The organism is Streptomyces sp. NPDC014656 (genome assembly GCF_043084305.1).
GTDB lineage: Bacteria > Actinomycetota > Actinomycetes > Streptomycetales > Streptomycetaceae > Streptomyces.
Genome location: NZ_JBIBZN010000011.1, coordinates 167,103 through 192,309 on the forward strand (window position 1 = coordinate 167,103; position 25,207 = coordinate 192,309).

Annotated in this window: 19 protein-coding genes; 8 read left to right on the forward strand and 11 right to left on the reverse strand. The window is 74.0% G+C overall.

Going from position 1 to position 25,207, the window contains the following annotated elements; all coding sequences use genetic code 11:
* From ACF1ED_RS24415 to ACF1ED_RS24425, 3 genes are all read right to left on the reverse strand, one after another.
* A partial coding sequence (locus tag ACF1ED_RS24415) for an AAA domain-containing protein (RefSeq protein ID WP_391763801.1) occupies positions 1-1,304 on the reverse strand: 1,304 nt, incomplete at its 3' end.
* Positions 1,301-2,893 (reverse strand): hypothetical protein, encoded by a 1,593-nt coding sequence (locus ACF1ED_RS24420; protein ID WP_391763803.1) that lies wholly within the window; start codon positions 2,891-2,893, stop codon positions 1,301-1,303. The genes ACF1ED_RS24415 and ACF1ED_RS24420, both read right to left, overlap by 4 nt.
* A complete protein-coding gene (locus tag ACF1ED_RS24425; RefSeq protein ID WP_391763805.1) occupies positions 2,884-4,083 on the reverse strand; it encodes a hypothetical protein in 1,200 nt (399 codons plus the stop codon). The genes ACF1ED_RS24420 and ACF1ED_RS24425 overlap by 10 nt, the downstream gene beginning before the upstream one ends.
* Before the next feature lie 186 nt (positions 4,084-4,269).
* On the opposite strand from ACF1ED_RS24425, the gene ACF1ED_RS24430 reads away from it, so the two are divergent.
* A complete protein-coding gene (locus tag ACF1ED_RS24430) occupies positions 4,270-4,866 on the forward strand; it encodes a histidine phosphatase family protein (RefSeq protein WP_391763807.1) in 597 nt (198 codons plus the stop codon).
* A 139-nt stretch (positions 4,867-5,005) separates the two neighbouring features.
* Here the strand turns inward: ACF1ED_RS24430 and ACF1ED_RS24435 are convergent, their stop codons facing one another.
* The gene (locus ACF1ED_RS24435; RefSeq protein WP_391763809.1) at positions 5,006-6,292 is read right to left on the reverse strand and encodes a tetratricopeptide repeat protein; all 1,287 of its coding nucleotides are present in this window, start codon (positions 6,290-6,292) and stop codon (positions 5,006-5,008) included.
* Between the two features lie 225 nt (positions 6,293-6,517).
* Between ACF1ED_RS24435 and ACF1ED_RS24440 the strand changes: the two genes are divergently transcribed.
* Both ACF1ED_RS24440 and ACF1ED_RS24445 read left to right on the forward strand, forming a co-directional pair.
* Positions 6,518-7,003 carry a hypothetical protein gene (locus ACF1ED_RS24440; RefSeq protein ID WP_391763811.1) on the forward strand — a complete coding sequence of 162 codons (486 nt, stop codon included), beginning with the start codon at positions 6,518-6,520 and terminating at the stop codon, positions 7,001-7,003.
* A 72-nt stretch (positions 7,004-7,075) separates the two neighbouring features.
* Positions 7,076-7,939: a spermidine synthase gene (locus tag ACF1ED_RS24445; RefSeq protein WP_391763813.1), complete on the forward strand. Its 864-nt coding sequence runs from the start codon at positions 7,076-7,078 to the stop codon at positions 7,937-7,939.
* 9 nt (positions 7,940-7,948) lie between these two features.
* Here ACF1ED_RS24445 and ACF1ED_RS24450 read toward each other — a convergent pair whose 3' ends face one another.
* Positions 7,949-8,527, reverse strand: a complete 579-nt coding sequence (locus ACF1ED_RS24450; RefSeq protein WP_391763815.1) for a hypothetical protein — start codon at positions 8,525-8,527, stop codon at positions 7,949-7,951.
* A gap of 108 nt (positions 8,528-8,635) precedes the next feature.
* Here ACF1ED_RS24450 and ACF1ED_RS24455 point away from each other — a divergent pair, with 108 nt between their 5' ends.
* From ACF1ED_RS24455 to ACF1ED_RS24465, 3 genes are all read left to right on the forward strand, one after another.
* Positions 8,636-9,337 carry a response regulator transcription factor gene (locus ACF1ED_RS24455; RefSeq protein ID WP_391763817.1) on the forward strand — a complete coding sequence of 234 codons (702 nt, stop codon included), beginning with the start codon at positions 8,636-8,638 and terminating at the stop codon, positions 9,335-9,337.
* Positions 9,338-9,371: 34 nt separating this feature from the next.
* On the forward strand, positions 9,372-10,763 hold the full coding sequence (locus tag ACF1ED_RS24460; RefSeq protein ID WP_391763819.1) for an ATP-binding protein: 1,392 nt from the start codon (positions 9,372-9,374) through the stop codon (positions 10,761-10,763).
* 139 nt (positions 10,764-10,902) lie between these two features.
* The gene (locus ACF1ED_RS24465; protein WP_391763821.1) at positions 10,903-12,438 is read left to right on the forward strand and encodes a cellulose binding domain-containing protein; all 1,536 of its coding nucleotides are present in this window, start codon (positions 10,903-10,905) and stop codon (positions 12,436-12,438) included.
* Between the two features lie 93 nt (positions 12,439-12,531).
* Here ACF1ED_RS24465 and ACF1ED_RS24470 read toward each other — a convergent pair whose 3' ends face one another.
* The 6 genes from ACF1ED_RS24470 to ACF1ED_RS24495 all read right to left on the reverse strand — a co-directional run bounded on the left by ACF1ED_RS24470 (position 12,532) and on the right by ACF1ED_RS24495 (position 20,972).
* The gene (locus ACF1ED_RS24470) at positions 12,532-14,181 is read right to left on the reverse strand and encodes a bifunctional aspartate transaminase/aspartate 4-decarboxylase (protein WP_391763822.1); all 1,650 of its coding nucleotides are present in this window, start codon (positions 14,179-14,181) and stop codon (positions 12,532-12,534) included.
* A gap of 17 nt (positions 14,182-14,198) precedes the next feature.
* Positions 14,199-15,902: an aspartate-alanine antiporter gene (gene aspT, locus ACF1ED_RS24475; protein WP_391763824.1), complete on the reverse strand. Its 1,704-nt coding sequence runs from the start codon at positions 15,900-15,902 to the stop codon at positions 14,199-14,201.
* Between the two features lie 17 nt (positions 15,903-15,919).
* Positions 15,920-17,602, reverse strand: a complete 1,683-nt coding sequence (gene aspT, locus ACF1ED_RS24480) for an aspartate-alanine antiporter (protein ID WP_391763826.1) — start codon at positions 17,600-17,602, stop codon at positions 15,920-15,922.
* A 191-nt stretch (positions 17,603-17,793) separates the two neighbouring features.
* Positions 17,794-18,639, reverse strand: a complete 846-nt coding sequence (locus ACF1ED_RS24485; protein ID WP_391763828.1) for a carbohydrate ABC transporter permease — start codon at positions 18,637-18,639, stop codon at positions 17,794-17,796.
* Positions 18,636-19,595, reverse strand: coding sequence for a carbohydrate ABC transporter permease (locus ACF1ED_RS24490; RefSeq protein ID WP_391763830.1), 960 nt, complete (start codon positions 19,593-19,595; stop codon positions 18,636-18,638). The genes ACF1ED_RS24485 and ACF1ED_RS24490 overlap by 4 nt, the downstream gene beginning before the upstream one ends.
* Before the next feature lie 15 nt (positions 19,596-19,610).
* Positions 19,611-20,972, reverse strand: a complete 1,362-nt coding sequence (locus ACF1ED_RS24495) for an ABC transporter substrate-binding protein (RefSeq protein WP_391763832.1) — start codon at positions 20,970-20,972, stop codon at positions 19,611-19,613.
* A gap of 192 nt (positions 20,973-21,164) precedes the next feature.
* Between ACF1ED_RS24495 and ACF1ED_RS24500 the strand changes: the two genes are divergently transcribed.
* Together ACF1ED_RS24500 and ACF1ED_RS24505 are read left to right on the forward strand one after the other, a co-directional pair.
* On the forward strand, positions 21,165-23,855 hold the full coding sequence (locus tag ACF1ED_RS24500; protein ID WP_391763834.1) for a cellulose binding domain-containing protein: 2,691 nt from the start codon (positions 21,165-21,167) through the stop codon (positions 23,853-23,855).
* A complete protein-coding gene (locus tag ACF1ED_RS24505) occupies positions 23,840-25,180 on the forward strand; it encodes an endo-1,4-beta-xylanase (protein ID WP_391763836.1) in 1,341 nt (446 codons plus the stop codon). Before ACF1ED_RS24500 ends, ACF1ED_RS24505 begins: the two co-directional genes overlap by 16 nt.
* Positions 25,181-25,207: the final 27 nt, after the last annotated feature.

Sequence of the window (25,207 nt, forward strand, 5' to 3'; positions counted from 1 at the left end):
ACCGCGTGGTTCGCCTCCCAGCCGTCCGGGAACTTCACGGTGACGCCGAGCTGGACCGGTTCCGTGGAGGGGTGGGCGTCGAGGAGGTCGGTGACGCCGGCGCGGCAGACGACGACGCAGGCGTGGCGGTGGCGGGAGGCGAGGACGCAGAGGCGGCCGGTCTCCAGGTGGAAGGCGGTGGCGTCCGGGCGGCCCGACAGGGGGTGCAGGACGACCGTCACGTCGTACTCCCGGCCCTGGAGGCGGTTGGCCGTGTCGACCGTCACGTCCGACACGCCGAGCGCCGCCAGGGCCGCGCGGACGGCCGCCGCCTGGTCGCGGTGGGCCGTGCCGACCGCGATCCGGTCGGCGGTCACCGGCACGGGCGTGTCGGAGCGCTCGCTGACCGCCGCGCCGCCCCGGTCCAGGAGGCGCCGGACGACCAGCGCGACCGCGTGCACGGCCTCCGGGTCGGTGCGCGGGGTGTGCCGGGCGGGGAGCTCCAGCAGGCCCCAGCCGGACTCGGCGGCCTCGTCCAGGACCCGGTCCGGCGCGGAACCGTCGGAGGCGACGCCGAAGGCGAGCCGCCGGTCGCCGGGGCCGGTCCCCGAGCGGAACGGCGTGTACGGGTAGAACGCGTCCGACACCAGCGGCGCCGCCGAGGCGGGCAGCCGCCAGGAGACCGGCAGCCGGTGCTGCGGCAGCTCCGGGTTGTGGGCCAGCAGCGTCGACACCGCCGAGGCCGAGGGGTCGTACGACAGCCCCGCCCACTGGTCCGCGCCGACCACCGAGAAGGGGTCCAGCTGCCCCGGGTCGCCCACGAACAGCGCCCGCTCGAAGAGCCCCGCCACGGCGAGCAGCGCGTCCGAACGCATCTGGTACGCCTCGTCCACGATCGCGTGCGCCCACGGCTCCACGTTCTTCACGTGCGCCCACTTGGCGGCCGTCGAGACGACCACCGGCAGCCCGGCGAGGTCCCCGGCCTTCGCCGACTTCCGTACGCGTTCCAGCGCGTCGAGCGCCTTGTCGTACGGGTCGCCGTCGCTGGAGTGCAGCCGTCCCACCTCCAGCTCCGGCTCCTTCTCGGCGAGCCGCAGCACCAGGTCGTCGACCTGCGCGTTGGTCTGCGCGACCACCATCAAGGGGCGCCCGGCGGCGGCCAGTTCGAGCGCGGCCCGCACCACGAGGGTGGACTTCCCGGCGCCGGGCGGGGAGTCGACGACGACCCCCCGGGCGGAGCCGCGCAGGGTGCTCTCCAGGATCTCCGCCGTCGCCTTCGCGGCGGCGGCGCCGGGGTCGGGCACGGCGGGGTCGTACACGGTCACAGCAGGTCCTCGGGGGTCACGGCGTCGGGCAGTTCGGCGGTGTCGGCGGAGCGCGGCGGGCCGCCGTGGGTCCACGGCGTCTCCTCCGGATCGGGCAGCTTCGGCCCCACCCGCGTGTCGTGCTCGAAGAGGGTCCAGGCGATCCGCTCGCCCTTCTCCGGCACCGTGCCCGGCGCGGGCTCCTTCGACCTGCCCATCCTGTCCAGCAGCCGCAGCACCAGCGCGCCGTCCTCCTCGCGGGCCACGAACTCCGCGGACTGCGGCTTGCCGTCCAGCGAGCGGTACACCTTCACGCCCGCGTCCAGGTGCGGCCGGTCCCCGGTGCGGACCGTGAGCAGCGGGCGCGGCGCGGGCCGCTTCGACTCCGTCCACGCCATGGTCACCTCCCTCACCTCCCCGGTGAACGCCTCGCCGGACAGCCGCCGCCCCGCCAGCACCAGCGGATCGTCCAGCGCCTCCTGGGCGTCCAGCTGCCCCTGCGCCTGCTCGCGCGCGGCGAGCTTGGCGGCGGCGGTCACCGCGTCGTCGCGGCGCGGCTGCGGCGGCTCCCCGGCGGCGATCCGGTCCCGGTGCGCGGTGAAGGACCAGCGGTCCCGGGTCCACCGGTCGGGGACCCGCGCCCCCTCGGGCAGCTCCCGCAGCAGGTCCAGCGCCCGCCAGGTCGCGTCCCAGGTCGGCCGCAGCTGCGAGACGACCAGCCGTCGGACCTCCCGCTCGGCGCGGTGCAGGGCGCCGAGGGCCGCGTCGGCCGTCTCGCCGTCCTCGGCGGCGCCGACCGCCTGCCGGGCCCGGTCGTACGCCTCGATCGCCGGCGCCAGCAGCTGGTTGTCGAAGGCCGGATCGGTCGCGGGCCCGGCCGGCGGGCACAGCAACTGCCCCCGCTCGTCCCGCCCCAGCTCGGCCCGGTGGGCGGCCTCGGCGCCCGGCTCGTCGTCGTACGGGTCGATCCAGGCGAGCAGCGCCCCCAGGTGCTGGTCCTCCAGGGAGGACTGCCCGGTGGCCCAGTGCCGGTTCAGCAGGTCGGTCGCCGCGAGCAGCAGGGAGGAGCCGGGGACGCGGGCCCGCTCCCCGTAGTGGGTCAGCCAGCGGCCGAGCAGCGGCACCCGAGGGGGCGCCGGGTACGGCGTGTCCGGGTCCTGCTCGGCGGTGCGCCGGAAGCGCGTCGACCGCCCCAGGAGCCGTACGTACTCGATCCCGGCCCGGCTCGGCACGATCAGCTGCGGCGCGTCCGCGCACAGTTCGACCTCGACCCTGGACCTCGTCCCGGTCTCCGGATCCGTCTGGTTCCGCTCGACCAGCTCGACGGCGTCCGTGAACCCGTCGACGTACGGCAGCACCTCCTCGGCCAGCTCGGCGAGGAACGCGAACCGCAGCTCCCGGTCCCGCGGCTGAGGCACCACCAGCAGCCGCGGCTCGTCCGGATCGGTGCCGACCAGCGCCCCGAGCGGGGCGCCCGCCTCACCGGCGGTGGTCAGCGGCACGAGGACCAGCGGCCGCCCGCCGAGGTGCCGGTGCCGGACGGTCGCCAGGGGCTGTGCCCGGCCCGCCTCCACGGCCTCCATCCGGGCCAGATGCGCGATCAGCGACACGCGGCTGCCTCCGCCCCGTCCAGCGCCTCCTGCCGCAGGGCCCACGCCCGGCGCAGCGTCACGACCGCCGGATCCTCCGGTTCGCCCGCCTCCGGGCCGTCGGCGCCGCCGGAGCGGGGGTCGCCGGCGCCGCGCGCGGCGGCGAGCACCGCGCCGATCGTGGTCAGCCCGCCCAGCTCGCCCCGGACCGCACGGCCCAGGGTCTGCACCGCGTCCGCCTCCCGGGCCCGCGACCGGCAGTGGAAGCCCAGCTCGCAGGCGGTCAGGCACTCCGGCGCGTAGGCGTGGGGGACCGCCTCCACGGCCTTGGACAGCTCCTCGGCCGAGCGGCCCTCCAGGTCGAAGCTCAGCCCCTCCGGCAGGGCCCCGGCGATCTCCTCGATCCGGGTCAGCCGCTCCAACTGCCGCCGGGTGACCGCCCGCTGGCGGCGCACGTCCACCGCGGAGGCCGTCGGCAGGTTCGAGAAGTCCTTCGGGCAGACCAGCAGCACCGTGTGGCGGACCTCGGCGCCCTCGGTGAGCGCCGCCACCCGCTCCAGCGCCAGCACGTACACGGCCGCCTGCCGGGCCGCCGCGCCCACCTTCGCCGCGTCCGCCGCCCCGTCCACCATCGGGAAGGACTTGATCTCCACGACCGTCCACCGCCCGGACGGGTCCACCACCACCGCGTCCGGCTCCAGGTGCACGGGGGAGCCCGCCACCTCCAGGGTCAGCAGCGGGTGGTCGAGCAGCGTCCACCCGCCGGCCGCGGTCGCCTCGCGCAGCGCCAGCGCCGTCCGCGCGGTCCGCCCCTCGGGTCCGGACGCCGACAGGTCGGGTACGGAGACGGCCCCCGGGTCCTCGACGCCGAAGAGCCGCAGCAGCTCGCGCCCGCCGTCCGCCTTCACCTTCGCCTCGAAGCTGTTGCCCCGCACGATCGCGAACTGCGACTGGCCGAACGGCGCGGGCGAGCCCAGCCGGGAGGCCAGCGCCGCCTTGTCCACCCCGGCGCCGTCGAGCAGCGCGCGGCGGCTGCACCCCGGGTTCGCCGCCAGCGCGGCCAGCGCCCGCGCGTCCAGCGGGCGCGGCGGGACCGCCGGGCCGCGCAGTTCGGCGAGTCTCTCCCGCGTCCTGCGGCGGCTCGCCGGGGTCGGCACGGGGTCCGTCGTCTGAGGCGGCCGTGACCCGCCGTCGTCCAGGGATGCGCTCACCCGCGGAAGTCTCCCATCCGCCACTGACAACGCGGGCGCGTTCCGGCCCGGGGACACCGGGAGTTCGCGCCCGGGACACCTGCGCGATGATGGGAGGGGACCCTCCGCCAGGGCACCCGGCGGAAGGGCGTCCGGCGGAAGGACCCCGTACCCCCGTACCCGCGCAATCTCTGGAGAGCCCCGCCCATGGCACCGCGCATCCTGCTCGCCCGACACGGCCAGACCGAGTGGTCGCTCCTCGGACGGCACACCGGCAGGACCGACATCCCGCTGCTCGACGAGGGCCGGCGCGGCGCCGAGCTCCTCGGCGAGCGCCTGCGCCGGGGCCCCTGGCAGGGCCTGCCCGGCGTCGAGGTGCGCACCAGCCCGCTGGTCCGCGCGAGCGAGACCTGCGACCTGGCCGGCTTCGGCGACCGCGCCGAGCCCTGGGACGCCCTGATGGAGTGGGACTACGGCGCCTACGAGGGCCTCACCCCGGCGCAGATCCAGGAGCTGCGCCCCGGCTGGCTGATCTGGCGCGACGCCGTCCCGGAGGGCGAGTCCCTCGCCCAGCTGTCGGCCCGCGCCGACCGGGTCGTGGAGTGGGCCCGCTCGGCCGACCGCGACGTGCTGGTCTTCGCCCACGGCCACATCCTCCGCTCCATCGGCGCCCGCTGGCTCGGCGAGGACGTCTCCTTCGCCGCCCGCATCCGCCTCGACCCGACGAGCCTGTCGGTCCTGGGGTGGGCGTACGGGGCGCCCGCGATCGAGCGGTGGAACGACACGGGGCACCTGGAGGGCTGAGCGGGTCTGGATTCGACCTCCCGGATCTCGGATCCAAGCTTCCCGGATCTCGGATCTCGGATCCAAGCTCCAACCTCCCGGATCTCGGATCTCGGATCTCGGATCCAAGCTCCAACCTCCTGGATCCCGGATCCAGCCCTCACGCCCCCGTCAGGATCAGCCGCGTCTCGGCCAGCAGCCCCCGGATCCGCGCCGACGCGATCCCGTCCAGCGAGTCCGCCACCCGCCGCGCCTCGGCCTCGGCCTCGTCGCGGCGGCCGGCGCGGGCGAGGTTGCCGGCGAGCTGGGCGCGGTAGAGGGCGAGGTTGCGGGCGAAGCGGGGGTGCTGGAGGACGGTGGCCCGGTGGGAGTGGCGGGCGGCGCGGGTCCAGTCGCCGAGCGCGGCCCAGCAGTGGGACTCCAGGGCCTCCAGCTCGGGCTCGCCGAAGAAGGACATCCACTCGGGGTCCTGGTCGGCGTGGCCGTGGCCGAACTGCTCGTGGGCGCGGCCGAGGCACTCCTCGGCGGAGGAGCGGTCGCCGAGTCCGGCCCAGGCGGCGGCCTCGCGCAGCGAGAGCAGGGCGAGCAGCCGGGGGGAGCCGAGCGGTCCGGCGGCCCGCAGCCCGGCCTGGGCGGCGCGGGCGGCCTCGCGGTAGCGGCCGGTGTCGCGGGCGAGGAAGGACGTGTTGCAGAAGGCGTGCGCCTCCAGGGCCGCGTTCCCGGAGACCCGGGCGGTGGCGAGGGCCTCGGCGTAGTGCGAGCGGGCGTCCTCGTGACGGCCGGAGTCGTGGGCGAGCCAGCCGACGGAGAGGGACAGTTCGCCGGCGCCGGCCAGCAGCCGGTCCTCGGTGGCGCGGCGGGCCGCGGTGCCCTGGTCGAGCAGGGCGTAGGCGGTGCGGAGCGGCTGGGCGGCGACCTTGTAGAGCCCGTCGGCGCCGTGCCGGTCGTCGAGCAGGCGGATCTGCCGTACGGCGTCCTCGACGGCGAGGACCTCGGCCTCGCCGATGCGGTGGGTGCCGCGGGGGCTGGGGATCGCGACGGCGGTGGAGCCGAGTCCCCAGGAGGCGGCCGCCAGGGTGGCGGTGCCGCTCGTCATGAATGCGCGACGCAGCACGTCGCTCTCCTCATCGTTCCGGGTCGGGAGGGCGGGGGGCCCCGAGGCCCCGGCCGGGGCGGCCTGCCGTCGGCCGCGTACCGCCTCCCGCGCAGAGAAACCCAGGTCGGCAAGGGTCAGCCCGGGGAACATGTGCAGGAAGACCCGCTCGTACGCGTAGTTCGGGCAGCGGATCTCGCCCGCCTCCACGCGCCCGATGTAGCGGGCGTCGCACGCGACCTGTTCGCCGATCTCCCGTGCCGCCCGGCGGACCACGGCGGCGAACTCCGCCGGGGAGTGCTGTCCGCGGAGCCGCCGGAAGGCGAGATTGGGAACTGCCCGTGACAGGGACATGGCCGAGCCCTCTCCTGGTGCTGCCGGGTGTTCCGGCGGCATGAACGTACCTGCTGTGACCGGATGCCTACGCTGAGTTTGGCTACAAATCGGATATCTCGCCTGCGATCTGCCATGAACTGCCATCCTTTGCGGCGGCGTGCCGCCGTAGCCGTTGACGCGCACGGGCGTTGAACCGTATGGGAGAGACGGAACGTGTCTCCTCTGGGAAGCGAGGAGGGGTCCATGTCCGAGAACGCCGCGCCTTTCGAGACGACCGTGACGACCGTACCGACGCCGACGACCGTGCCGACCGCGACGACCACCGGGACCCCCGGGACCCCGGGCCGCGCCGGGGCCGAGGAGCCCTGCGACCTGGTGACCGTGCCCGTGCGGCAGGGGCTGGAGGCCGTCGACATCCTCCGCCGCCGGGGCGTCCCCGCCGTCGGCCCCGTCCTCCACGACGGCGCCTGCGACACCCTCGGCTTCCTCGTCCCGCCCGGCACCGCCGCCGCCTGGGACCTCCCCGGCAGCGCCTGCACCCGCACCTCCGGCCGGGGCCTGCGCCTCCCCGAGCTCCCCGAACTGCCCGAGCCCGCCGGCGACGCCCCCCGCCCGGCCGGCTGGCTGCTGCCCCCCGGCGACACCGGCCCCGTCACCGACCCCGCCGTGCTGCGCCGCGCCCTCGGCGAGGCGGCCCGCCTCATCGAGGCGGCCGACGGCTGTCACTGAGCACCGTCACGGAACACCGCCGCCGGACACCGTCACCGGACGCCCCGCCCCCGTCCCGCCGATAATGGACGGATGGCCAGGAACAAGCAGCGCGAGCGGGCGGCGGCCGACGCCGTCTCCGAGACCGTCGACGGCGGGCTCGCCGAACTGATACCCGACCGCGACCGCCCCCGTGCCTGGACGCTGCTCCTCGACGGAGCCCCGCAGTCCCACGTCGACCTCGACGATCCCGCCGCGCTCACCTTCGAGTACCAGAGGCGGCTCGGCCACGTCGCCGACCTCGCCGCCCCGCCCGGCCGCCCCCTCCAGGCCGTGCACCTCGGCGGCGGCGCCCTCACCCTCGCCCGGTACGTCGCCGCGACCCGGCCCCGCTCCACCCAGCAGGTCGTCGAGATCGACGAACCCCTGGTCCGCCTCGTCCGCCGCGCGCTGCCGCTCGACCCCGGCGCCCGGATCCGGGTCCGCGCCGTCGACGCCCGGGCCGGCCTCGCCAAGGTCCCGGACGGCTGGGCCGACCTGATCATCGCGGACGTCTTCCGCGGCGCCCGCACCCCCGCCCACCTCACCAGCACCGAGTTCCTGGACGAGGTCCGCCGCGCGCTGCGGCCCGGAGGCACGTACGCCGCCAACCTCGCCGACGGCCCGCCGCTCGCCCACCTCCGCGGCCAGGTCGCCACCGCCGCCGCCGTCTTCCCCGAGCTGGCCCTGATCGCCGACCCGACCGTGCTGCGCGGCCGCCGCTTCGGCAACGCGGTCCTGGTCGCCTCCGGCCGCGAACTGCCCGTCGCCGACCTGACCCGCCGGGTCGCCACCGACCCGCACCCCGGCCGCGTCGAACACGGCCGGGCCCTCGCCGACTTCACCGGCGGCGCCGCTCCGGTCACCGACGCGACCGCGAAGGAATCGCCCGCGCCCCCGCCGTCCGCCTTCCACTGACCGGCCGGGTCAGACCGCCCGTTCCTCGATCTGCACCCGCGGCGCCGAGTCGTGCCACAGGCAGAACACGGAGACCTCGCGGCCGTCCTGGGTGAAGGTCACCCGGATCCAGGTCGGCTGCTTCCACACCTGCATCCGCCACCCGGACGCCGGGCTCGCCGAGACCAGCTCGGCGGAGGTCTCGCCCAGGTCGAAGGTCACCCGGCCGCCGTCCGACGGGTAGCTCTTCACCGAGGAGCCGCCCGCCGCCGGCGCGGTGGTGGCCGGGGCCGGGGCGGTCCGCTGCGGGGCGGCCGGCCTGCCGGACGGCGGGACGGCCGGCTTCGGCGGAGACGACGACGGCGTCGGCGACGGGGGAGCGGCGGCCGGCGGCGTGGTCGACGGGCGGCGGGTCGAGGACGTCACGGGGTCGCCGATGGAGGTCTCGGCCGGCACGAGGTCCGCCGGGCTGCCGGCCGGCAGGGGCAGGGCGCGCGGCGGGTCGTAGACCGTGCCGGACAGCACCGTGTGCACTCCCCACCAGGAGAGCGTGACCGCCGCGCCGGTGGCGAGCGACCAGGCCAGGGCGTGAACGAGTCCTCTTCGCATCCCGCACATAGTGCACCACGCCCGTCCCGCGCGTACCGGAAGGTGCGCCGTGACCGGCGGTCCCCCGACGTGACCGGGGGGTCCCCCGGATGGCGTACGGTGCGGGCCATGGCAAGTGTGCTCGTGGTCGAGGACGACCAGTTCGTGCGCTCCGCCCTCATCCGGCAGCTGACGGAAGCCTCCTACACGGTACGGAGCGTCGGCACGGCCCTGGAGGCGCTGCGCGAGGTCGCCCATTTCCGCTTCGACGTGGTCGTCCTCGACCTCGGTCTGCCCGATCTGGACGGGTCCGAGGCGCTGAAGATGCTGCGCGGCATCACCGACGTGCCGGTGATCATCGCGACCGCCCGGGACGACGAGGCGGAGATCGTCCGGCTGCTGCACGCCGGAGCCGACGACTACCTCGTCAAACCCTTCTCCGTCGAGCACCTCACCGCCCGGATGGCCGCCGTGCTGCGCCGGGCCCGGGCGGTGTCCGGGGAACCCGCGCCGAGCACGGAGATCCGGGTCGGCGGCCTCGCCATCGACCCGCTGCGCCGCCAGGCCGAACTCGACGGCGCCCCGCTCGACCTGACCCGGCGCGAGTTCGACCTGCTCGCCTTCCTCGCCGGCCGGCCCGGGGTGGTCGTCCCGCGCAGGGAACTGCTCGCCGAGGTGTGGCAGCAGGCGTACGGCGACGACCAGACCATCGACGTCCACCTGTCGTGGCTGCGCCGGAAGCTGGGCGAGACGGCCGCCCGGCCCCGCTACCTGCACACCCTGCGCGGCGTCGGCGTGAAGCTGGAGCCGCCCCGGGAGCACCGCCCGTGAGCCGGGGCACCCGCCGAAGGACGGGGAAGCGGCCGTGAGGTGGGCGCTCGTCAAGGTGTCGCTGGCCGTCACCGCCATGGTCGTCATCGCCTTCGCCGTGCCGCTCGGCCTCGTCGTCAAGGAGATGGCCCGCGACCGGGCCTTCTCCAACGCCGAGCGGCGCGGCGCCGGGCTCGCCCCGGTCCTCGCGATCACCACCGACCGGGTGGAGCTGGAGAAGGCCGTCGCCACCACCGAGGACGGCGCCGCGGGCCGGCTCGCCGTGCACGTCCCGCCCGCCGCGCCCGACGGCCGGGCCCTGGAGATCGGCACCCGCCGGGCCGGCGCCGACGAGCTGGCCGCCACCCGCACCCTGGGCCGGGCCTCCATCGCCGAGGTCCCCGGCGGCTACGCCCTGCTCCAGCCCACCGCGCTCAGCTCAGGGCAGGTCGCCGTCGTCGAACTCTTCGTCCCGGAGGGCGAGGTCACCAACGGCGTCGCCACCGCCTGGCTGGTCCTCGCCGGCGTCGGCGTCGCCCTGATCGTCGGCTCCCTCGCCGTCGCCGACCGGCTCGGCGTCCGCATGGTCCGCCCCGCCCAGCGCCTCGCCGGCGCCGCCCACGAGCTGGGCGAGGGCCGGCTCGGCGTCCGGGTCGCCGAGGAGGGCCCGCCCGAACTCAAGTCGGCCGCCGTCGCCTTCAACTCGATGGCCGACCAGGTCGTCCAGCTCCTCGCCAACGAGCGCGAGCTCGCCGCCGACCTCTCCCACCGGCTGCGCACCCCGCTCACGGTGCTCCGCCTCAACGCCGCCTCGCTCGGCTCGGGGCCCGCCGCGGACCAGACCCGGGCCGCCGTCGAGCAGCTGGAGCGCGAGGTCGACACCATCATCCGCACCGCCCGCGAGGCCAAGCCGCAGACCACCCCGCCGACCGGTCCCGGGGCGGGCTGCGACGCCGCCGAAGTGGTCCGCGAGCGGATGGAGTTCTGGTCCGCGCTGGCCGAGGACGAGGGGCGTCTGGTCCGCCTCGCCGGGGTCGAGCGGCCGGTACGGATCCCGGTGGCGCGCCCCGAACTCGTCGCCGCCCTCGACGCCCTGCTCGGCAACGTCTTCCGGCACACCCCGGAGGGCACCGCCTTCTCCGTCGACGTCCACAACGGCGACGACGCCGTCATCGTCCTGGTCTCGGACGCCGGCCCCGGCATCGCCGACCCGGACGCCGCGCTCGCCCGCGGCAACAGCGGCACCCGGGCGGGCTCCACGGGCCTGGGCCTCGACATCGCGCGCCGGATGGCCGAGTCCACCGGAGGCGACGTCCGGATCGGCCGCTCGGTCCTCGGCGGCACCGAGGTGCGCATCTGGATCGGGCTCGGCGGGCACCGCCCCGGCGGCTCCGAGGGCCGCGGCTCGCGCCGCCCGGCCCGCCGCCGCAAGGCGTCGAGGCGCTGAACCTTTGCCCGCGCTGATGGCTCCCTTAAGCGGACCCTAAGGATTCCGACCGCCTTCCTCCGTACGGCATTTGTCCGGATCCCTGGCGCTAGCGTGCTGCCGCGTCCCCACACCCCCCCGCACCACGGAGGCAGCACGCATGGGCAGCAACGGACACCGGCGCAGGACGAGCGGCCGTACGAAGGCGGTCGGCGCGGTCGTCGCCGCGGCGATCACCGGCGGCACGGTCTTCCTGCTCACCGGGACCGCCCAGGCGGCCGCCGTCGGAGCCGCCTACACCCGGACCTCCTCCTGGACCGGCGGCTACACCGGCCAGTACGTGATCACCAACGAGACCTCCGCCGCCCAGTCCGACTGGACGCTGGAGTTCGACCTGCCCGCCGGGACCACGCTCGGCTCCCTGTGGAACGGCGACCACACGGTCTCGGGCCGGCACGTCACCGTGAAGCCCGCGAGCTGGAACCGGCGGCTCGCCCCCGGCCAGTCCGTCACCGTCGGTTTCGTGACCTCGGCGGCCGGACGGGCCGGGGACCCGGCCGGCTGCCTCATCAACCAGGCCGCCTGCTCGGCCGGCGGCCCCGCCCCCACCCCCAGCGGCCGTCCCACCGAGCGGCCCACCGCGACGGCGACGCCCACCGCCACCGCGAGCCCGAAGCCCACGGCGACCGCCACCACGCCCCCGAAGCCGACCCCCACGGCCACGGCGACCGCCACCACACCCCCGAAGCCGACCCCCACGCCCACCCCGACCCCGGCGCCCACCCCCACCGGGACCCCCGCCACCGCCGCCCGGTACGCCCCCTACGTCGACACCTCGCTCCACCCCGCGTACGACCTGCTCGCCACCGCCGACGCCACCGGCGTGAAGGAGTTCAACCTCGCCTTCATCACCTCCGGCGGCTCCTGCGCCCCGCTCTGGGGCGGCGTCACCGACCTCGCGTCCGACCGGGTCGCCGCCCAGATCGGCGCCCTGCGCGCCAAGGGCGGCGACGTGCGGGTCTCCTTCGGCGGGGCGGCCGGCCACGAGCTGGCGCTGAACTGCGCGAGCGCCGCCGACCTGGCGAAGGCGTACGGCAAGGTCGTCGACCAGTACCGGCTCACCAAGGTCGACTTCGACGTGGAGGGCGCCGCCCTCCCCGACACGGCCGCCAACACCCGCCGCTCCCAGGCCATCGCCCGGCTCCAGAAGGACCACCCCGGCCTGAACGTCTCCTTCACCCTGCCGGTGATGCCCGAGGGCCTCACCCAGCCCGGGGTGAGCCTGCTCGCCGACGCGAAGAGGAACGGCGTCCGGATCGACGCGGTCAACATCATGGCGATGGACTACGGACCCGCCTACAGCGCCGACATGGGCACCTACGCCATCCAGGCGGCGACCGCGACCCAGGCCCAGCTCAAGGGCGTCCTCGGCCTCTCCGACGCGGCCGCCTGGAAGGCCGTCGCGGTCACCCCCATGATCGGCGTGAACGACGTCACGACCGAGGTCTTCACGGTCGACGACGCCACCCAGCTGGTCGACTTCGCGAAGTCCAAGGGCCTCGGATGGCTCTCGATGTGGTCCTCGACCCGGGACAAGCAGTGCCCGGACGGCGCCGTGAACCGCGCCGACGCCACCTGCTCCTCGATCCTCCAGCAGCCGCTGGCCTTCACGAAGGCATTCGCCGCCTACCGGTAGGCCCCCTCAGCCACTCCTCGCCCCCCACAGCGCGTGCCCCGGCCGACGACACCCCACCCTCGGCCGGGGCACGCCCCTGTACGTCCGCCGGGCTCAGGCCCGGGAGCCCTTCCACTCCTGCGCGTAGTCGTCGAAGATGCCCCGCAGGTGGTGGCCGATCTTCAGGTAGTCGAGGTCGTCCAGGTTGGCGAGGGAGACCCGGACCGACCACTCGGGGCCGTCGAAGCCGCCGCCGTTGAGGAGGACGACCCCGGTCTGCTCGGCGAGCCGGAACAGCGGGTCGACGGGCTCGTAGTTCTTCTCCAGGAAGTCGGCGAAGTCCTTGCCGTGGACCCGCTCGGCCTCCGCGAGGAGGTCCAGCTCGATGTAGTAGCCGGCCCGCTGGTCGTCCTCGGCGATCTTCATCTGGGCGCCTTCGAGGAGCAGGTCGAGCCGCTGCTTCACGATGGACCGCAGCCGCTCCTTGTACGCCTGGCCCTCGGGGAGCATGTCGAAGAGCGAGAACAGCGTCATCATGACCTGCTGCGGCAGCGACAGCCCGGCGGTGTGGTTGAGGGCGACCTGCCGGGAGTCCGCGACCAGCCGGTCGATGAACTTGATCTTCTCCGGCTCCAGGGTGAGCGTCCCGTACCGCTTGGCCAGCCGCTCCTTCTCGGCGGCGGGCAGCTCCGCGATCATCCGGTCGATGACGTTGTCGTCGTTGAGGCCGATGACGCCGAGCCGCCAGCCGGTGGCGCCGTAGTGCTTCGAGTACGAGTACACGAGCAGGGTGTTCTGCGGGAGGTCGGCGGCGATCGAGCGGAATCCGGGCACGAAGGTGCCGTAGACGTCGTCGGTGACGATCACCAGGTTCGGGTTCTTCTCGGCGACGATCTCCTTGAGCTGGTCCGCGACCCGCCGGCTGAGCGCCAGGGACGGCGGGTTGGAGGGGTTGACCAGGCAGAGCAGCTTGACCGACGGGTCCTCCAGCTTGGCGACCTCCTCCGCCGGGTAGCGCCACTCGCGGACGCCGGTCTCGGCGAAGAGGGAGGCGTTGACGTGCACGACGTCGAACTCGTACGTGTCGAGTTCGGGGATCTCGATGTACGGCGTGAAGACCGGCACCATCAGGGCGATCCGGTCGCCCTTCTTGAGGATGCCGTTCTTCATCAGGGAGTCGAAGACGTAGCACATGGCGGCGGTGCCGCCCTCGGTGGCGAAGTACGAGACGTTCCCGGCGGGCGGCCGGCGGTCGAACATCTCGTCGTCGACGTAGCCGCGGACGACCTGCTCGGTGTGGCTGAGGATCCGGTCCGGCACCGGGTAGTTGTCGCCGATGGAGCTGTCGGTCAGCTCGTGGACGAAGGCGTCCTTGTCGAAGCCGAAGCGCTCGACGGCGTACTCGACCGACTTCTGGAGCAGTTCGATGCCGGGCAGGTCCGGGTGCTGCCGCACGAAGGTGTCGAAGCGGGCGCCGGAACCCTGGAGTTCGGGCATGCCGCCGAGGTCGTCGGCGGTCCACACCCGGCGGGACTCGGCGAGCGCGAAGTAGCCGAGGGCGTGGAAGGCCTCGCGGGGACTGGTGGCGGTCCAGTTCGGGTTGCCGCGGCCCGCGTTGAGCATCTGGACCGAGGACTTGCCCTTCTGGCCCGGCTGGTCGGCCTGGACGGCCCGGGCGAGGGTGATGAACTTGTCCTTCAGCTCGAACGGCGAGAGCCGGCCGAAGGACTTGATCTCCTCGCGGGTGAACGTGGTCTTGGGCATCGGACGTCCTTCGCTGGTCAGTGGTTGAGGATGACGATCACGGCGCCCCAGATGGTCAGCAGCACGTTGCCCACCGCGTAGGGGATCGTGTAACCGAGCGTGGGGATCTGGGACCTGGACTGTTCGTTGATCGCGCCGATCGCCGCGGTCGTGGTCTGGCCGCCGGCCAGCACGCCCATCAGGATCGGGAAGCGGATCTTCTGGACGTAGTGGCCGACGGCGAAGCCGACGAGCAGCGGGATCAGGGTGGCCACCGCGCCCCACAGCAGCAGCCCCCAGCCGGCCGAGGACAGGCCGCTGGTGAAGCTCGGTCCGGCGTTGATGCCGACCACGGCGACGAAGGCGCACAGCCCGAAGGTGTCCATGAACCACTGCGCGCCCGGCGGCACGTTGCCGTACGTCGGGTACTTGCCGCGGATCCAGCCGAAGACCAGGCCCATGATCAGCGCGCCGCCGGAGGTCGACAGCGAGATCGGCACGCCGGAGACGGTGAGCGCCGGGATGCCGACGCAGCCGCCGAGGAAGACGCCGAGGCCGACCCAGAGCATGTCGGTGGCGAAGGAGGTCGGCACCGGCTTGCCGATCGCCCTGCCCGCCGGGTCCACGAGCCGCTTCGGGCCGGTCAGGACCACGGTGTCGCCGCGTTCGATCTCCGTCGACAGGCGGTAGGGGAACGCGGAGCCGGAGCGGTAGATCCTGTCGATGTAGACGCCGACCATGAAGGGCTCGCGGCGCAGGTCGGCGACGGTCTTGCCGAGCTGCTCCTTGTTCGAGGCGACGACGTGCAGGGACTCGGTCTGGTAGCCGAGGAGTTCGACGTCGTCGGTCTCGGGGCCGATGTGGGTGCGGGCGTCGAAGTCGACGAGGGAGCCGCGCAGCGCGGAGACGGCGACGACGTCGCCCTCGCGGAGCACGGTTTGCTGATCGTGGTCGAGGACCGTGCCGTCGCGCCGCACCCGGGTGAGGTAGATGCGGTGGCCGAGCGCCTTCTGCTGGTCCTCGAAGTCGTCGATCGTGCGGCCGACGAGGTCGGGGCGCCGGATCGTGTACGCGCGCAGCACGACCTCGTAGTAGCCCTCGGCGAGGTCCGGGTCGTCGCCGGGGGCGTCCAGTTCCTCGGCGAGCTGCGCGGACTCGGCGGCCAGGTCCCGCTTGTAGAGCCGGGGGAGGAGGTTGGCGAGGAGGATGGCGCAGAGGATGGTGCCGAGCGGGTAGGTGACCGCGTATCCGATGGCGACCAGGTTCTCCTCGGTCTTCACCTGGTCGGCGGACAGGCCCGGCAGGTTGCCGATGGCGTCCTGGGCGACGCCGATGACGGCGGACTGGGTGAGCGCGCCGCCGAGCAGGCCGGCGGAGAGGCCGGGGCCGTACCCCAGCATCACGGCGAAGCCCCAGGAGACCAGCAGGCCGGTGACGCAGACGACGAGCGCGTTGACGACCTGCGGGAGTCCGTCCTTCTTCAGTCCCCGGAAGAACTGGGGGCCGACCTTGTAGCCGAGGGCGAAGAGGAAGAGGGTGAAGAAGAGGTTCTTGACCGTCGCGTCGATGGTGATCTCGAACTGGGCGCCGAGCAGCAGTCCCGCGACGAGGCAGCCGGTGACGGCGCCGAGCGCGATCGCCCGGTAGCGCAGCTTCCCGAAGAGGAAGCCGAGGGCGACGGTGATGAAGACGAGCAGTTCGGGGTGGGGCTGGAAGATGTTCCGGTTGAGGAAGTCGACCATGGGTGGGGCGCCGCCTCTCAGGCTCCGAGGATGCCGACCAGGAGCGGTCCGGTCAGCGGGAGCAGGAAGTTGGAGAGGGTGTACGTGATGGTGTAGCCGAGCATCGGGACCGAGCTCTGGGCGACCTGGGTGACGGAGGTGATCGCCGGGGTCGAGCACTGCTGGCCCGCGATGGCGCCGATCAGCAGCGGTTTCTCGATCTTCAGCAGCTTGCGGCCGACGAACAGCGAGATCGTGGCCGGGACGAGCACCATGGCGATGCCCGCGAACGGCAGCAGCGCCCCGTACTCCTTGAGCAGCGGTCCCGCCTGCGGGCCGGAGACCAGGCCGGTGCAGGCGATGAAGATGGCCAGGCCCATGTCCTTGATGGTGGTCGCGGCCTGCGGGGGGAAGGCGCCGAAGGTCTGGGTGCGGGAGCGGAACCAGCCGAAGAGCAGGCCGGAGATGAGGCAGCCGCCGCCGGTGCCCAGGGACATGGGGACGTCGCCGAACTTCACCACGACCTGGCCGAGGAGCGAGCCGCAGGCGATGCCGAGGCCCAGGTAGATGAAGTCGGTGGCGTCGTTCTTGACGATGGCGCCGACCTTGGAGGCGAGCCGGCCGAGCGAGGCGCGGGCGCCCACCAGGGTGAGCACGTCACCCCGCTGGACGACGGTCTCCGGGGTGGCGGGCAGATGGGCCTCGTTGCGGAGGACGTCCGTCACGTAGACGCCGCCGGAGGCGATCTCCGGGTGTTCGGTGGTCAGCTGGTCCAGGGACTTGCCGGCCGCCGCCTTGTCGGTGAGGGAGACCTGCTGGGTGGCGAGCGGGGTGTCGAGGCCGGGGACGGCCGGGGTCTCGGGGCCGATGAGCCGGCCCGCCTCGATGATGTTGGCCCGCCGGCCCACCGCGAGGACGAGGTCGGAGAGGGTCAGCTCGAAGCCGGGCGGGGGAGGGGTGAGGATCTCGCTGCCCCGCTTCACCGCCTCGACGGTCACCCGGTTGCCGAACTGCCGCTCCAGGTCCTCGACCTTCGCGCCGTCGGCGAGGGTGACGAGGAAGGTGCGGCCGACCATGCCGGGCAGCGCCTCGCGCTCGTCGGACTCCAGGCCGCCGCCGGAGCCCCGCATCTTCTCCCACAGCTCGCGGGAGGCGTCGCGGAGGTTGATCCGCATCAGCATCGGCATGATCTGGCTGGTGTAGATCACGATGGTGATGAGGCCGAAGAGGTAGCAGACCGTGTACGCGGTGGCCACGTGGCCCTGGTACTGGGTGATCTGCTCCTGCGTCAGGTCGGAGAGCTTGCCGATGGCCTCGGTGGCCGTGCCGACGACCGCGGACTCGGTGGCGGCGCCGGCCAGGATGCCGGCGGCGGTGCCGACGTCCAGGTCGAAGGCCTCGGCGAGCCCGAGGGCGATGCCGACGACGCAGACGACCTCGATGAGGCAGAGGGTGAAGAAGCGCAGGCTCTTCTTGTTGAGGTTGGCGAAGAACTGGGGTCCGGCGAGGTAGCCGAGCGAGAAGATGAAGAGCGCGAAGAAGATCGTCTTGACGTCGTCGGAGACGGTGACCTCCGCCCAGGCGCCCATGAGCAGCGAGACGATGAGCGTCCCGCAGATGCCGCCGAGCGTGATGGGTCCGACGCGGAGCTTGCCGAGGAGGTATCCCGCGGCGAGGCAGACGAAGAGGGCGAGTTCGGGATGGTCGCGCAGGACTCCCATCCGGCCTCACCCCGCCCACATGGGAAGCAAACCATTCATAGCGGACATAAGGGGACGCTAACAGCGGGGATCCCGCCGTGGATCGCCGCCGCGCCCGTCCGGGTGAACGCCCGCCGTGCCCCCCCGTGACCCCCGTCGCCCTGTCACTCCTTCACCCCTTCACCCCTTCACCCCTTCACCCCTTCACCCCTTCACCCCTTCACCGCCCCCCGCATCACCCCGCCCACGATCTGCCGCCCGAACAGCGCGAGCACCACCAGCAGCGGCAGCGTCCCCAGCAGCGCCCCCGCCATCACCACCGAGGTGTCCGGCACATAGCCCCGGCCCAGACCGGTCAGCGCCACCTGCACCGTCGGGTTGCCCGTCTGGGTGAGCGCCAGCACCGGCCAGAAGAAGTCGTTCCACGCGGCCACGAACGACAGCATCCCGAGCACCGCCATCGCCGGCCGTGCCGCCGGCAGCACCAGGTGCCACACCACCCGCGCCGTCCCCGCCCCGTCCATCCGCGCCGCCTCCAGGAGCTCCGGCGGCAGCGCGCCCAGCAGGTGCTGGCGCATGTAGAAGACCCCGAAGGCGGAGACCAGCGAGGGCAGCACCACCGCCTGGAGCTGGTCGGTCCAGCCGAGCCGGGCGATCAGCAGGTAGAGGGGGACGACCCCGAGTTGCGGCGGCACCAGCATCGTCGCCCCCACCAGGAGCAGCAGCGGCCCCCGGAAGCGGAACCGCAGCCGGGCGAAGGCGAAGCCGGCCAGCGTCGAGAAGGCCACCGTGCCCAGGGCCACCGCCCCCGCCACCACCGCCGTGTTGGCCAGCGCCTCGCCCATCCCGCCCTCGCCCCAGGCCACCGACACGTTCCGCGGCAGGTTCCGCCCGAACCAGAACGGCGGCGGAGACCCGGCCAGCCGCCCGCTCGTCCGCGAGGCCGCGACCGCCGTCCACAGCAGCGGGAAGACGGACACCGCCGTGAACAGCGCGAGGAGCAGGTAGGTCCCCCACCCCGCCCGCTCGTACGACTCCGGGCCCGCCCGCCCCGTCACCGCCGCCCGCCCTTCCCCCGGCCGAGCCGCACCAGCCCGAACACCACCACCAGGAGCAGCAGCATCGCCCAGGCGATCGCCGCCGCCCGCCCCAGGTGCAGGTTGACCCAGCCCTGCTCGTACAGGTACAGCCCCAGCGTCTGGTACTGGTGGTCGGCGCCGCCCGAGGCGCCCGCCCCGCTGCTGAACAGCAGCGGCTCGCCGAAGAGCTGCACCGCCCCGATCGTCGACACGATCCCGGTGAAGGCCAGCGCGGGCCGCAGCCCCGGCAGCGTCACGTGCCAGAACCGCCGCCACCGCGAGGCCCCGTCCAGCGCCGCCGCCTCGTACAGCTCCGGCGGGATCGTCTGCATCGCCGCCAGGTAGATCAGCGCGTTGTACCCCGTCCAGCGCCAGATCACGATCGACGCCACCGCGAACTTCGACGCCCACGGCCCGTTCTGCCAGTCCACCGGATCGAGCCCGACGAGGCCGATCGCCCAGTTCACCATCCCCTGGTCGCGCCCGTAGAAGAGCGCGAAGACCAGCGTCGCCGCCGCCACCGAGGTCGCGTACGGGGCGAGGGCCGCCACCCGGAAGAACAGCCGTCCGCGCAGCCGGGCGTCCAGCAGGTGCGCCGCGCCGAGCGCGAGCAGCAGCTGCGGGACGGTGGCGAGCAGCCCGATCAGCACCGTGTTCGCCAGCGCGTTCCAGAAGAACTCGTCGGTGAGCAGCCGCGCGTAGTTGTGGAGCCCCACCCACTCCCGGGCCTCCGGCGCGGTCAGCTCCACCCGGAACAGCGAGGTCCACGCCGTCGCCACCAGCGGGAACAGCCCGAACGCCCCGAACAGCAGGAAGAACGGCGCCACCAGCACGTACGGCGCCGAGCGCGACCGCAGCCGGCCCAGCCGCTCCCGGCGCGCCCCGCCCGCCGGCACCGCGGGCACGAGCGCCCGCTCCACCACGTCCTCAGCCATCCCCAGCCATTCCGCTCACCGGTCCAGCGCGTTGTCGATCGCCTTCATCGCCGCCCGCCACGCCGAGTCCGGCGACCGTCCCGTCTGGTCGACCTGGAGCATCCCGGTGTCGGAGAGGATCGTGTTCACCAGCCCGTCCTTCGGCCCGACCGGCGCCACCGGCACCCCCATGGCCGCCGCCGAGTAGATCCGGCCGACCGGCGCGTCCCCGAAGTACGGGTGCCGGGCGTCGCGTACCTGCGGCAGGCCGAAGGCGGCCTCGGCGCTCGGGAAGCTGCCGCGCCGCTCGAAGAGCACCGCCTGCTGCTCCGGCGCGGTCAGCCAGGCCGCCAGCTCGGCCGCCTCTTCGACGTGCTTCCCGGCGGCCGGGACGACCAGGAAGGAGCCGCCCCAGTTCCCGGGCCGGGGGGCCTTCGCGACGTCCCACTTCCCCTTGCCGTCCGGACCGCCCTTGTCCTGGATGTAGCCGAGCATCCACGCCGGGCAGGCGATCGAGGCGAACCGGCCGTGCGCGAAGCCCTGGTCCCATTCGGGGGTGAACTGCTGGAGCCGGGCGGTCAGTCCGTACCGGGCGAACTCCGCGCCGAGGTCCCAGGCGGCCCGCACGGCCGGGTTGACCGCCACCACGAGCCGCCCCTCGGCGTCGTAGTAGCGCGGGTTCGCGCCCGAGATCGCGGCGGCCATCACCCCGGACGCGGAGTCGGTGAACGCCACCCCCTCCGGCGCCCGTCCGGCGAACCGCCGGCCCGTCTCCAGGTACTTCCGCCAGTCCCCGGCCCACAGCCGCCCCACCTCCTCCCGGTCGGTGGGCAGCCCGGCGGCGGCGAAGTGGTCCTTGCGGTAGCAGACGGCCAGCGGCCCGATGTCGGTGCCGAGCCCCAGGACCCGCCCGTCGTCCGTCCGCGCCTGCGCCCACTTCCAGGGCAGGAAGGCGCTCTCCCGCACTCCGGGCGCGCGGGCCAGGTCGACGAGCCGGCCGGCCTGGGTGCCGACGACCTCCGCGATGTTCCCGACCTCGACCGCCTGGACGTCGGCGAGGCCGGCGCCGGCGGTGAGGTGGGTGAGGAGCTGCGGGTAGTAGACGTCGGCGCGGGCCAGCGAGGTCTGCCGGATCGCCACGTTCGGGTGGAGCCGCATGTACGTGTCGTACAGCCCGGCCTCCTTGAGCCCGAAGGTGCCGAAGACCCCGACGGTGAGCGTGACCGGCCGCCCCGACCCGTCCACCTCCGACCCTCCGCCCGGGGCGGCCGGTACCGGCGGGTCGGTGGCGCAGCCGCCGAGCAGCGCCGCGGCGGGCAGCAGCGCTCCGGCGAGCAGCAGGGCGAGGGCGCGCGGGCGCGCGCCGGTGCGCCGTCGTGGTCCGTTCCTCCACCCCATGGCCCCGACCGTAGGGGGCGGCGCCGGGGCGTCCGGCGGGGCGGCGCCGGGGTCCGGGCCCGCCTCACCCGTTCGGCCCACCGGCCGGGCGCGGTCGTCGAACGTCTTCGACGGGTCCCGTGTATTGACCGTGTTCTGACAGGACTCGGATAGTGGGAGCGCTCCCATACTTCACTTCCCGACGGGATACCCATGCGCAGACCACGACTCCTCGCCGGACTCGCGGGGCTGGCCCTCACGGCCGGGCTCCTCGCGGGCGCCCTCCCCGCCGGCGCTGCCGAACCGGCCCCGGCCCCGGCCGCGGCCCGGACCCAGGCGGCGGCCTCGTACACCTGGAAGAACGTCCGCGTCGACGGCGGCGGCTTCGTGCCCGGCCTGGTCTTCAACCGGACCGAGAAGAACCTCCTCTACGCCCGCACCGACATCGGCGGCGCCTACCGCTGGGACCAGGCCGGCTCCGCCTGGGTCCCGCTCCTCGACCACATCGGCTGGGACGACTGGGGCCACACCGGCGTCGTCTCGCTCGCCTCCGACACCGCCGACCCCGACAGGGTGTACGCCGCCGTCGGCACCTACACCAACGACTGGGACCCCGGCACGGGCGCCGTCCTGCGCTCCGCCGACCGGGGCGCCACCTGGCGGCGCGCCGACCTCCCCTTCAAGCTCGGCGGCAACATGCCGGGCCGCGGCATGGGCGAGCGCCTCGCCGTCGACCCGCACGACAACCGGATCCTCTACCTCGGCGCCCCCAGCGGCAACGGCCTGTGGCGCTCCACCGACTCCGGCGCCACCTGGGCGAAGGTCACCTCCTTCACCAACCCCGGCGGCTACCAGCAGGACCCCACCGACACCAGCGGCTACAACTCCGACGAGCAGGGCATCGTCTGGGTCACCTTCGACGAGTCCACCGGCACCGGAACCGGCACCGGCGCGACCGCCACGAAGACGATCTACGTCGGCGTCGGCGACAAGGAGAACGCCGTCTACCGCTCCACCGACGCGGGCGCCACCTGGACCCGCCTGGCCGGCCAGCCCACCGGCTACCTCGCCCACAAGGGCGTCCTCGACGCCGAGAACGGCTACCTCTACCTCGCGTACAGCGACACCGCGGGCCCGTACGACGGCGGCAAGGGCAGGGTCTACCGGTACGCCACCGCCACCGGCGAGTGGAAGGACATCAGCCCCGTCGCCGAGGCCGACACCTACCACGGCTTCAGCGGCCTCACCGTCGACCGGCAGCGCCCCGGCACGGTCATGGTCTCCGCCTACAGCTCCTGGTGGCCCGACACCCAGATCTTCCGCACCACCGACTCCGGCTCCACCTGGACCAAGGCGTGGGACTACTTCTCCTACCCCACCCGCTCCAACCGCTACACCATGGACGTCTCCTCGGTGCCGTGGCTGACCTGGGGCGGCAACCCCGCCCCGCCCGAGCAGGCCCCCAAGCTCGGCTGGATGACCGAGGCCCTGGAGATCGACCCCTTCGACTCGAACCGGATGCTGTACGGCACGGGCGCCACCGTCTACGGCACCACCGAGCTCACGAAGTGGGACGCGAACACGAACTTCACCATCCGGCCGATGGTGAAGGGCCTGGAGGAGACCGCCGTCCTCGACCTGGTCTCGCCGCCCTCCGGCGCCCCGCTGATCAGCGCCCTCGGCGACGTCGGCGGCTTCCGCCACACCGACCTCGGCGCCGTCCCGCCGATGATGTTCACCTCCCCGAACTTCACCTCCACCACCAGCCTCGACTACGCCGAGACGAAGCCGGACGTCCTGGTCCGCTCCGGCCACCTCGACGGCGGCCCCCGGGTCGCCTTCTCCACCGACAACGGCGCGAACTGGTTCGCCGGGCAGGAGCCCGCGGGCGTCACCGGCGGCGGCACGGTCGCCGCGGCCGCCGACGGAGGCCGCTTCGTCTGGAGCCCCGAGGGCACCGCAGGCGTCCACGCGGCCACCGGCCACGGCACCTCCTGGACGGCCTCGGCCGGCATCCCGGCCGGCGCCACCGTCGAGTCCGACCGGGTCGACCCGAAGACCTTCTACGGCTTCAAGGACGGCACCTTCTACGCCTCCGCCGACGGCGGCCTCACCTTCACCGCGAAGGCCACCGGCCTGCCCGCCAAGGGCAACGTCCGCTTCAAGGCCGTCCCCGGCAAGAAGGGCGACGTCTGGCTCGCGGGCGGCGCCCCCGACGCCGCGTACGGCCTGTGGCACTCCACCGACGGCGGCGCCACCTTCACGAAGGTCTCCGGCGTCGACCAGGCCGACGCCATCGGCTTCGGCAAGGCCGCCCCGAACGCCTCCTACCCGGCGCTCTACTCCAGCGCGAAGATCGGCGGCGTCCGCGGCGTCTTCCGCTCCACCGACGCCGGCGCCACCTGGGTCCGGGTCAACGACGACGCCCACCAGTGGGGCTGGACCGGCGCCACCATCACCGGCGACCCGCGCGTCTACGGCCGGGTGTACGTCGCCACCAACGGGCGCGGCATCGTCTACGGCGACACGAGCGAGACCGGCGGCGGGGACGACGGCGGCACCGGTCCCGGCACCCCGCCGGCCGGCGCCTGCAAGGTCGCGTACAAGATCACCAACCAGTGGCAGGGCGGCTTCCAGGCCGACGTCACCGTGACCAACACCTCCACCACCGCCTGGAACGGCTGGACCCTCGGCTGGACCTTCGCCGCCGGCCAGACCGTCGGCCAGATGTGGAACGCCGCCCCGGCCCAGACCGGCACCGCCGTCACCGCGAAGAACGCCGGCTGGAACGGCACGGTCGCCCCCGGCGGCTCCGCCTCCTTCGGCTTCACCGGCGGCTGGACCGGCACCAACCCGGCACCCGCCGCCTTCACCCTTGGAGGTGCCACGTGTTCCGCCGCCTGACCGCCGGCGCGGCGCTCCTCGCCGCCGTCCTCGCCCTCGCCGGGGCCGGACCGGCCCCGGCCGCCGACGCCCCGCTGCGGGACCTCGCCGAAGCCCGGGGGATCTACCTCGGCACCGCCGTCACCGGCGGGAAGCTGACCGGCGGGTACGCCGACACCGCCGCCGCCCAGTTCGGCTCCGTCACCCCCGGCAACGAGATGAAGTGGGGCTCCGTCGAGCCCGTCCGGGGCCAGTTCTCCTGGGCCGGCGCCGACCGGGTCGTCGACTTCGCCGAGGCCCACGGGCAGGAGGTCCGCGGCCACACCCTGGTCTGGCACAGCCAGCTGCCCTCCTGGGTCGAGAACGGCACCTGGACCCCCGACGCCCTCCGCACGGTCATGACCGACCACGTCACCACCGAGGTGAGCCGCTACAAGGGGCGCGTCGACCACTGGGACGTCGTCAACGAACCCCTGAACGAGGACGGCACCCTCCGGCGGTCCGTCTTCGGCGCCACCCTCGGCGAGTCCTACATCGCCGACGCCTTCCGGGCCGCCCGGGCCGCCGACCCGGCCGCGGAGCTCTACCTGAACGACTACTCCACCGACGGCATCGGCGCGAAGAGCGACGGCATGTACGCCCTGGTCGAGCGGCTGCTCGCGCAGGGCGTGCCGGTCGACGGGGTCGGCTTCCAGGCCCACCTGATCCTCGGCCAGGTCCCCTCCACCCTGGAGGCCAACCTCCGCCGCTTCTCCGACCTCGGCGTCGACGTGGCGATCACCGAGCTCGACGTCCGCATGACCCTGCCCGCCACCGACGCGAAGCTCGACCGGCAGAAGGCGGACTACGCGGCCGTGACCCGTGCCTGCCTGGCCGTCGCCCGCTGCGCGGGCGTCACCGTCTGGGGCTTCACCGACTCCGACTCCTGGATCCCGGACTTCTTCCCGGGCGAGGGCGCGGCCACCCCGTACGACGAGAACCTGAACCCGAAGCCCGCGTACGCCGGGATCGCCGGGGCCCTCGCCCCGGTCACGCCCCCGGGCCCGGCGGGCTGCGCCGCCGCGTACACGGTGCAGAGCCAGTGGGGCGGCGGCTTCACCGGCCAGGTCACCGTCCGCAACACCGGCACCGCCCCGCTGACCGGCTGGAAGGTCGTCTGGGAGTACCCGGCGGGCCAGCGGGTCGCCCAGGCGTGGAACGCCACCGTCACCCAGACCGGCACCACCGTGACGGCGGCGAACCTCTCGTACAACGGCACGGTCCCGGCCGGCGGCTCCGCCACCTTCGGCTTCAACGCCTCCTGGACCGGCGCCAACCCGCCCCCGGCCGTCCTCACCTGCGCCTAGGGGGAACGCGGAAACGACCGAGGCCCC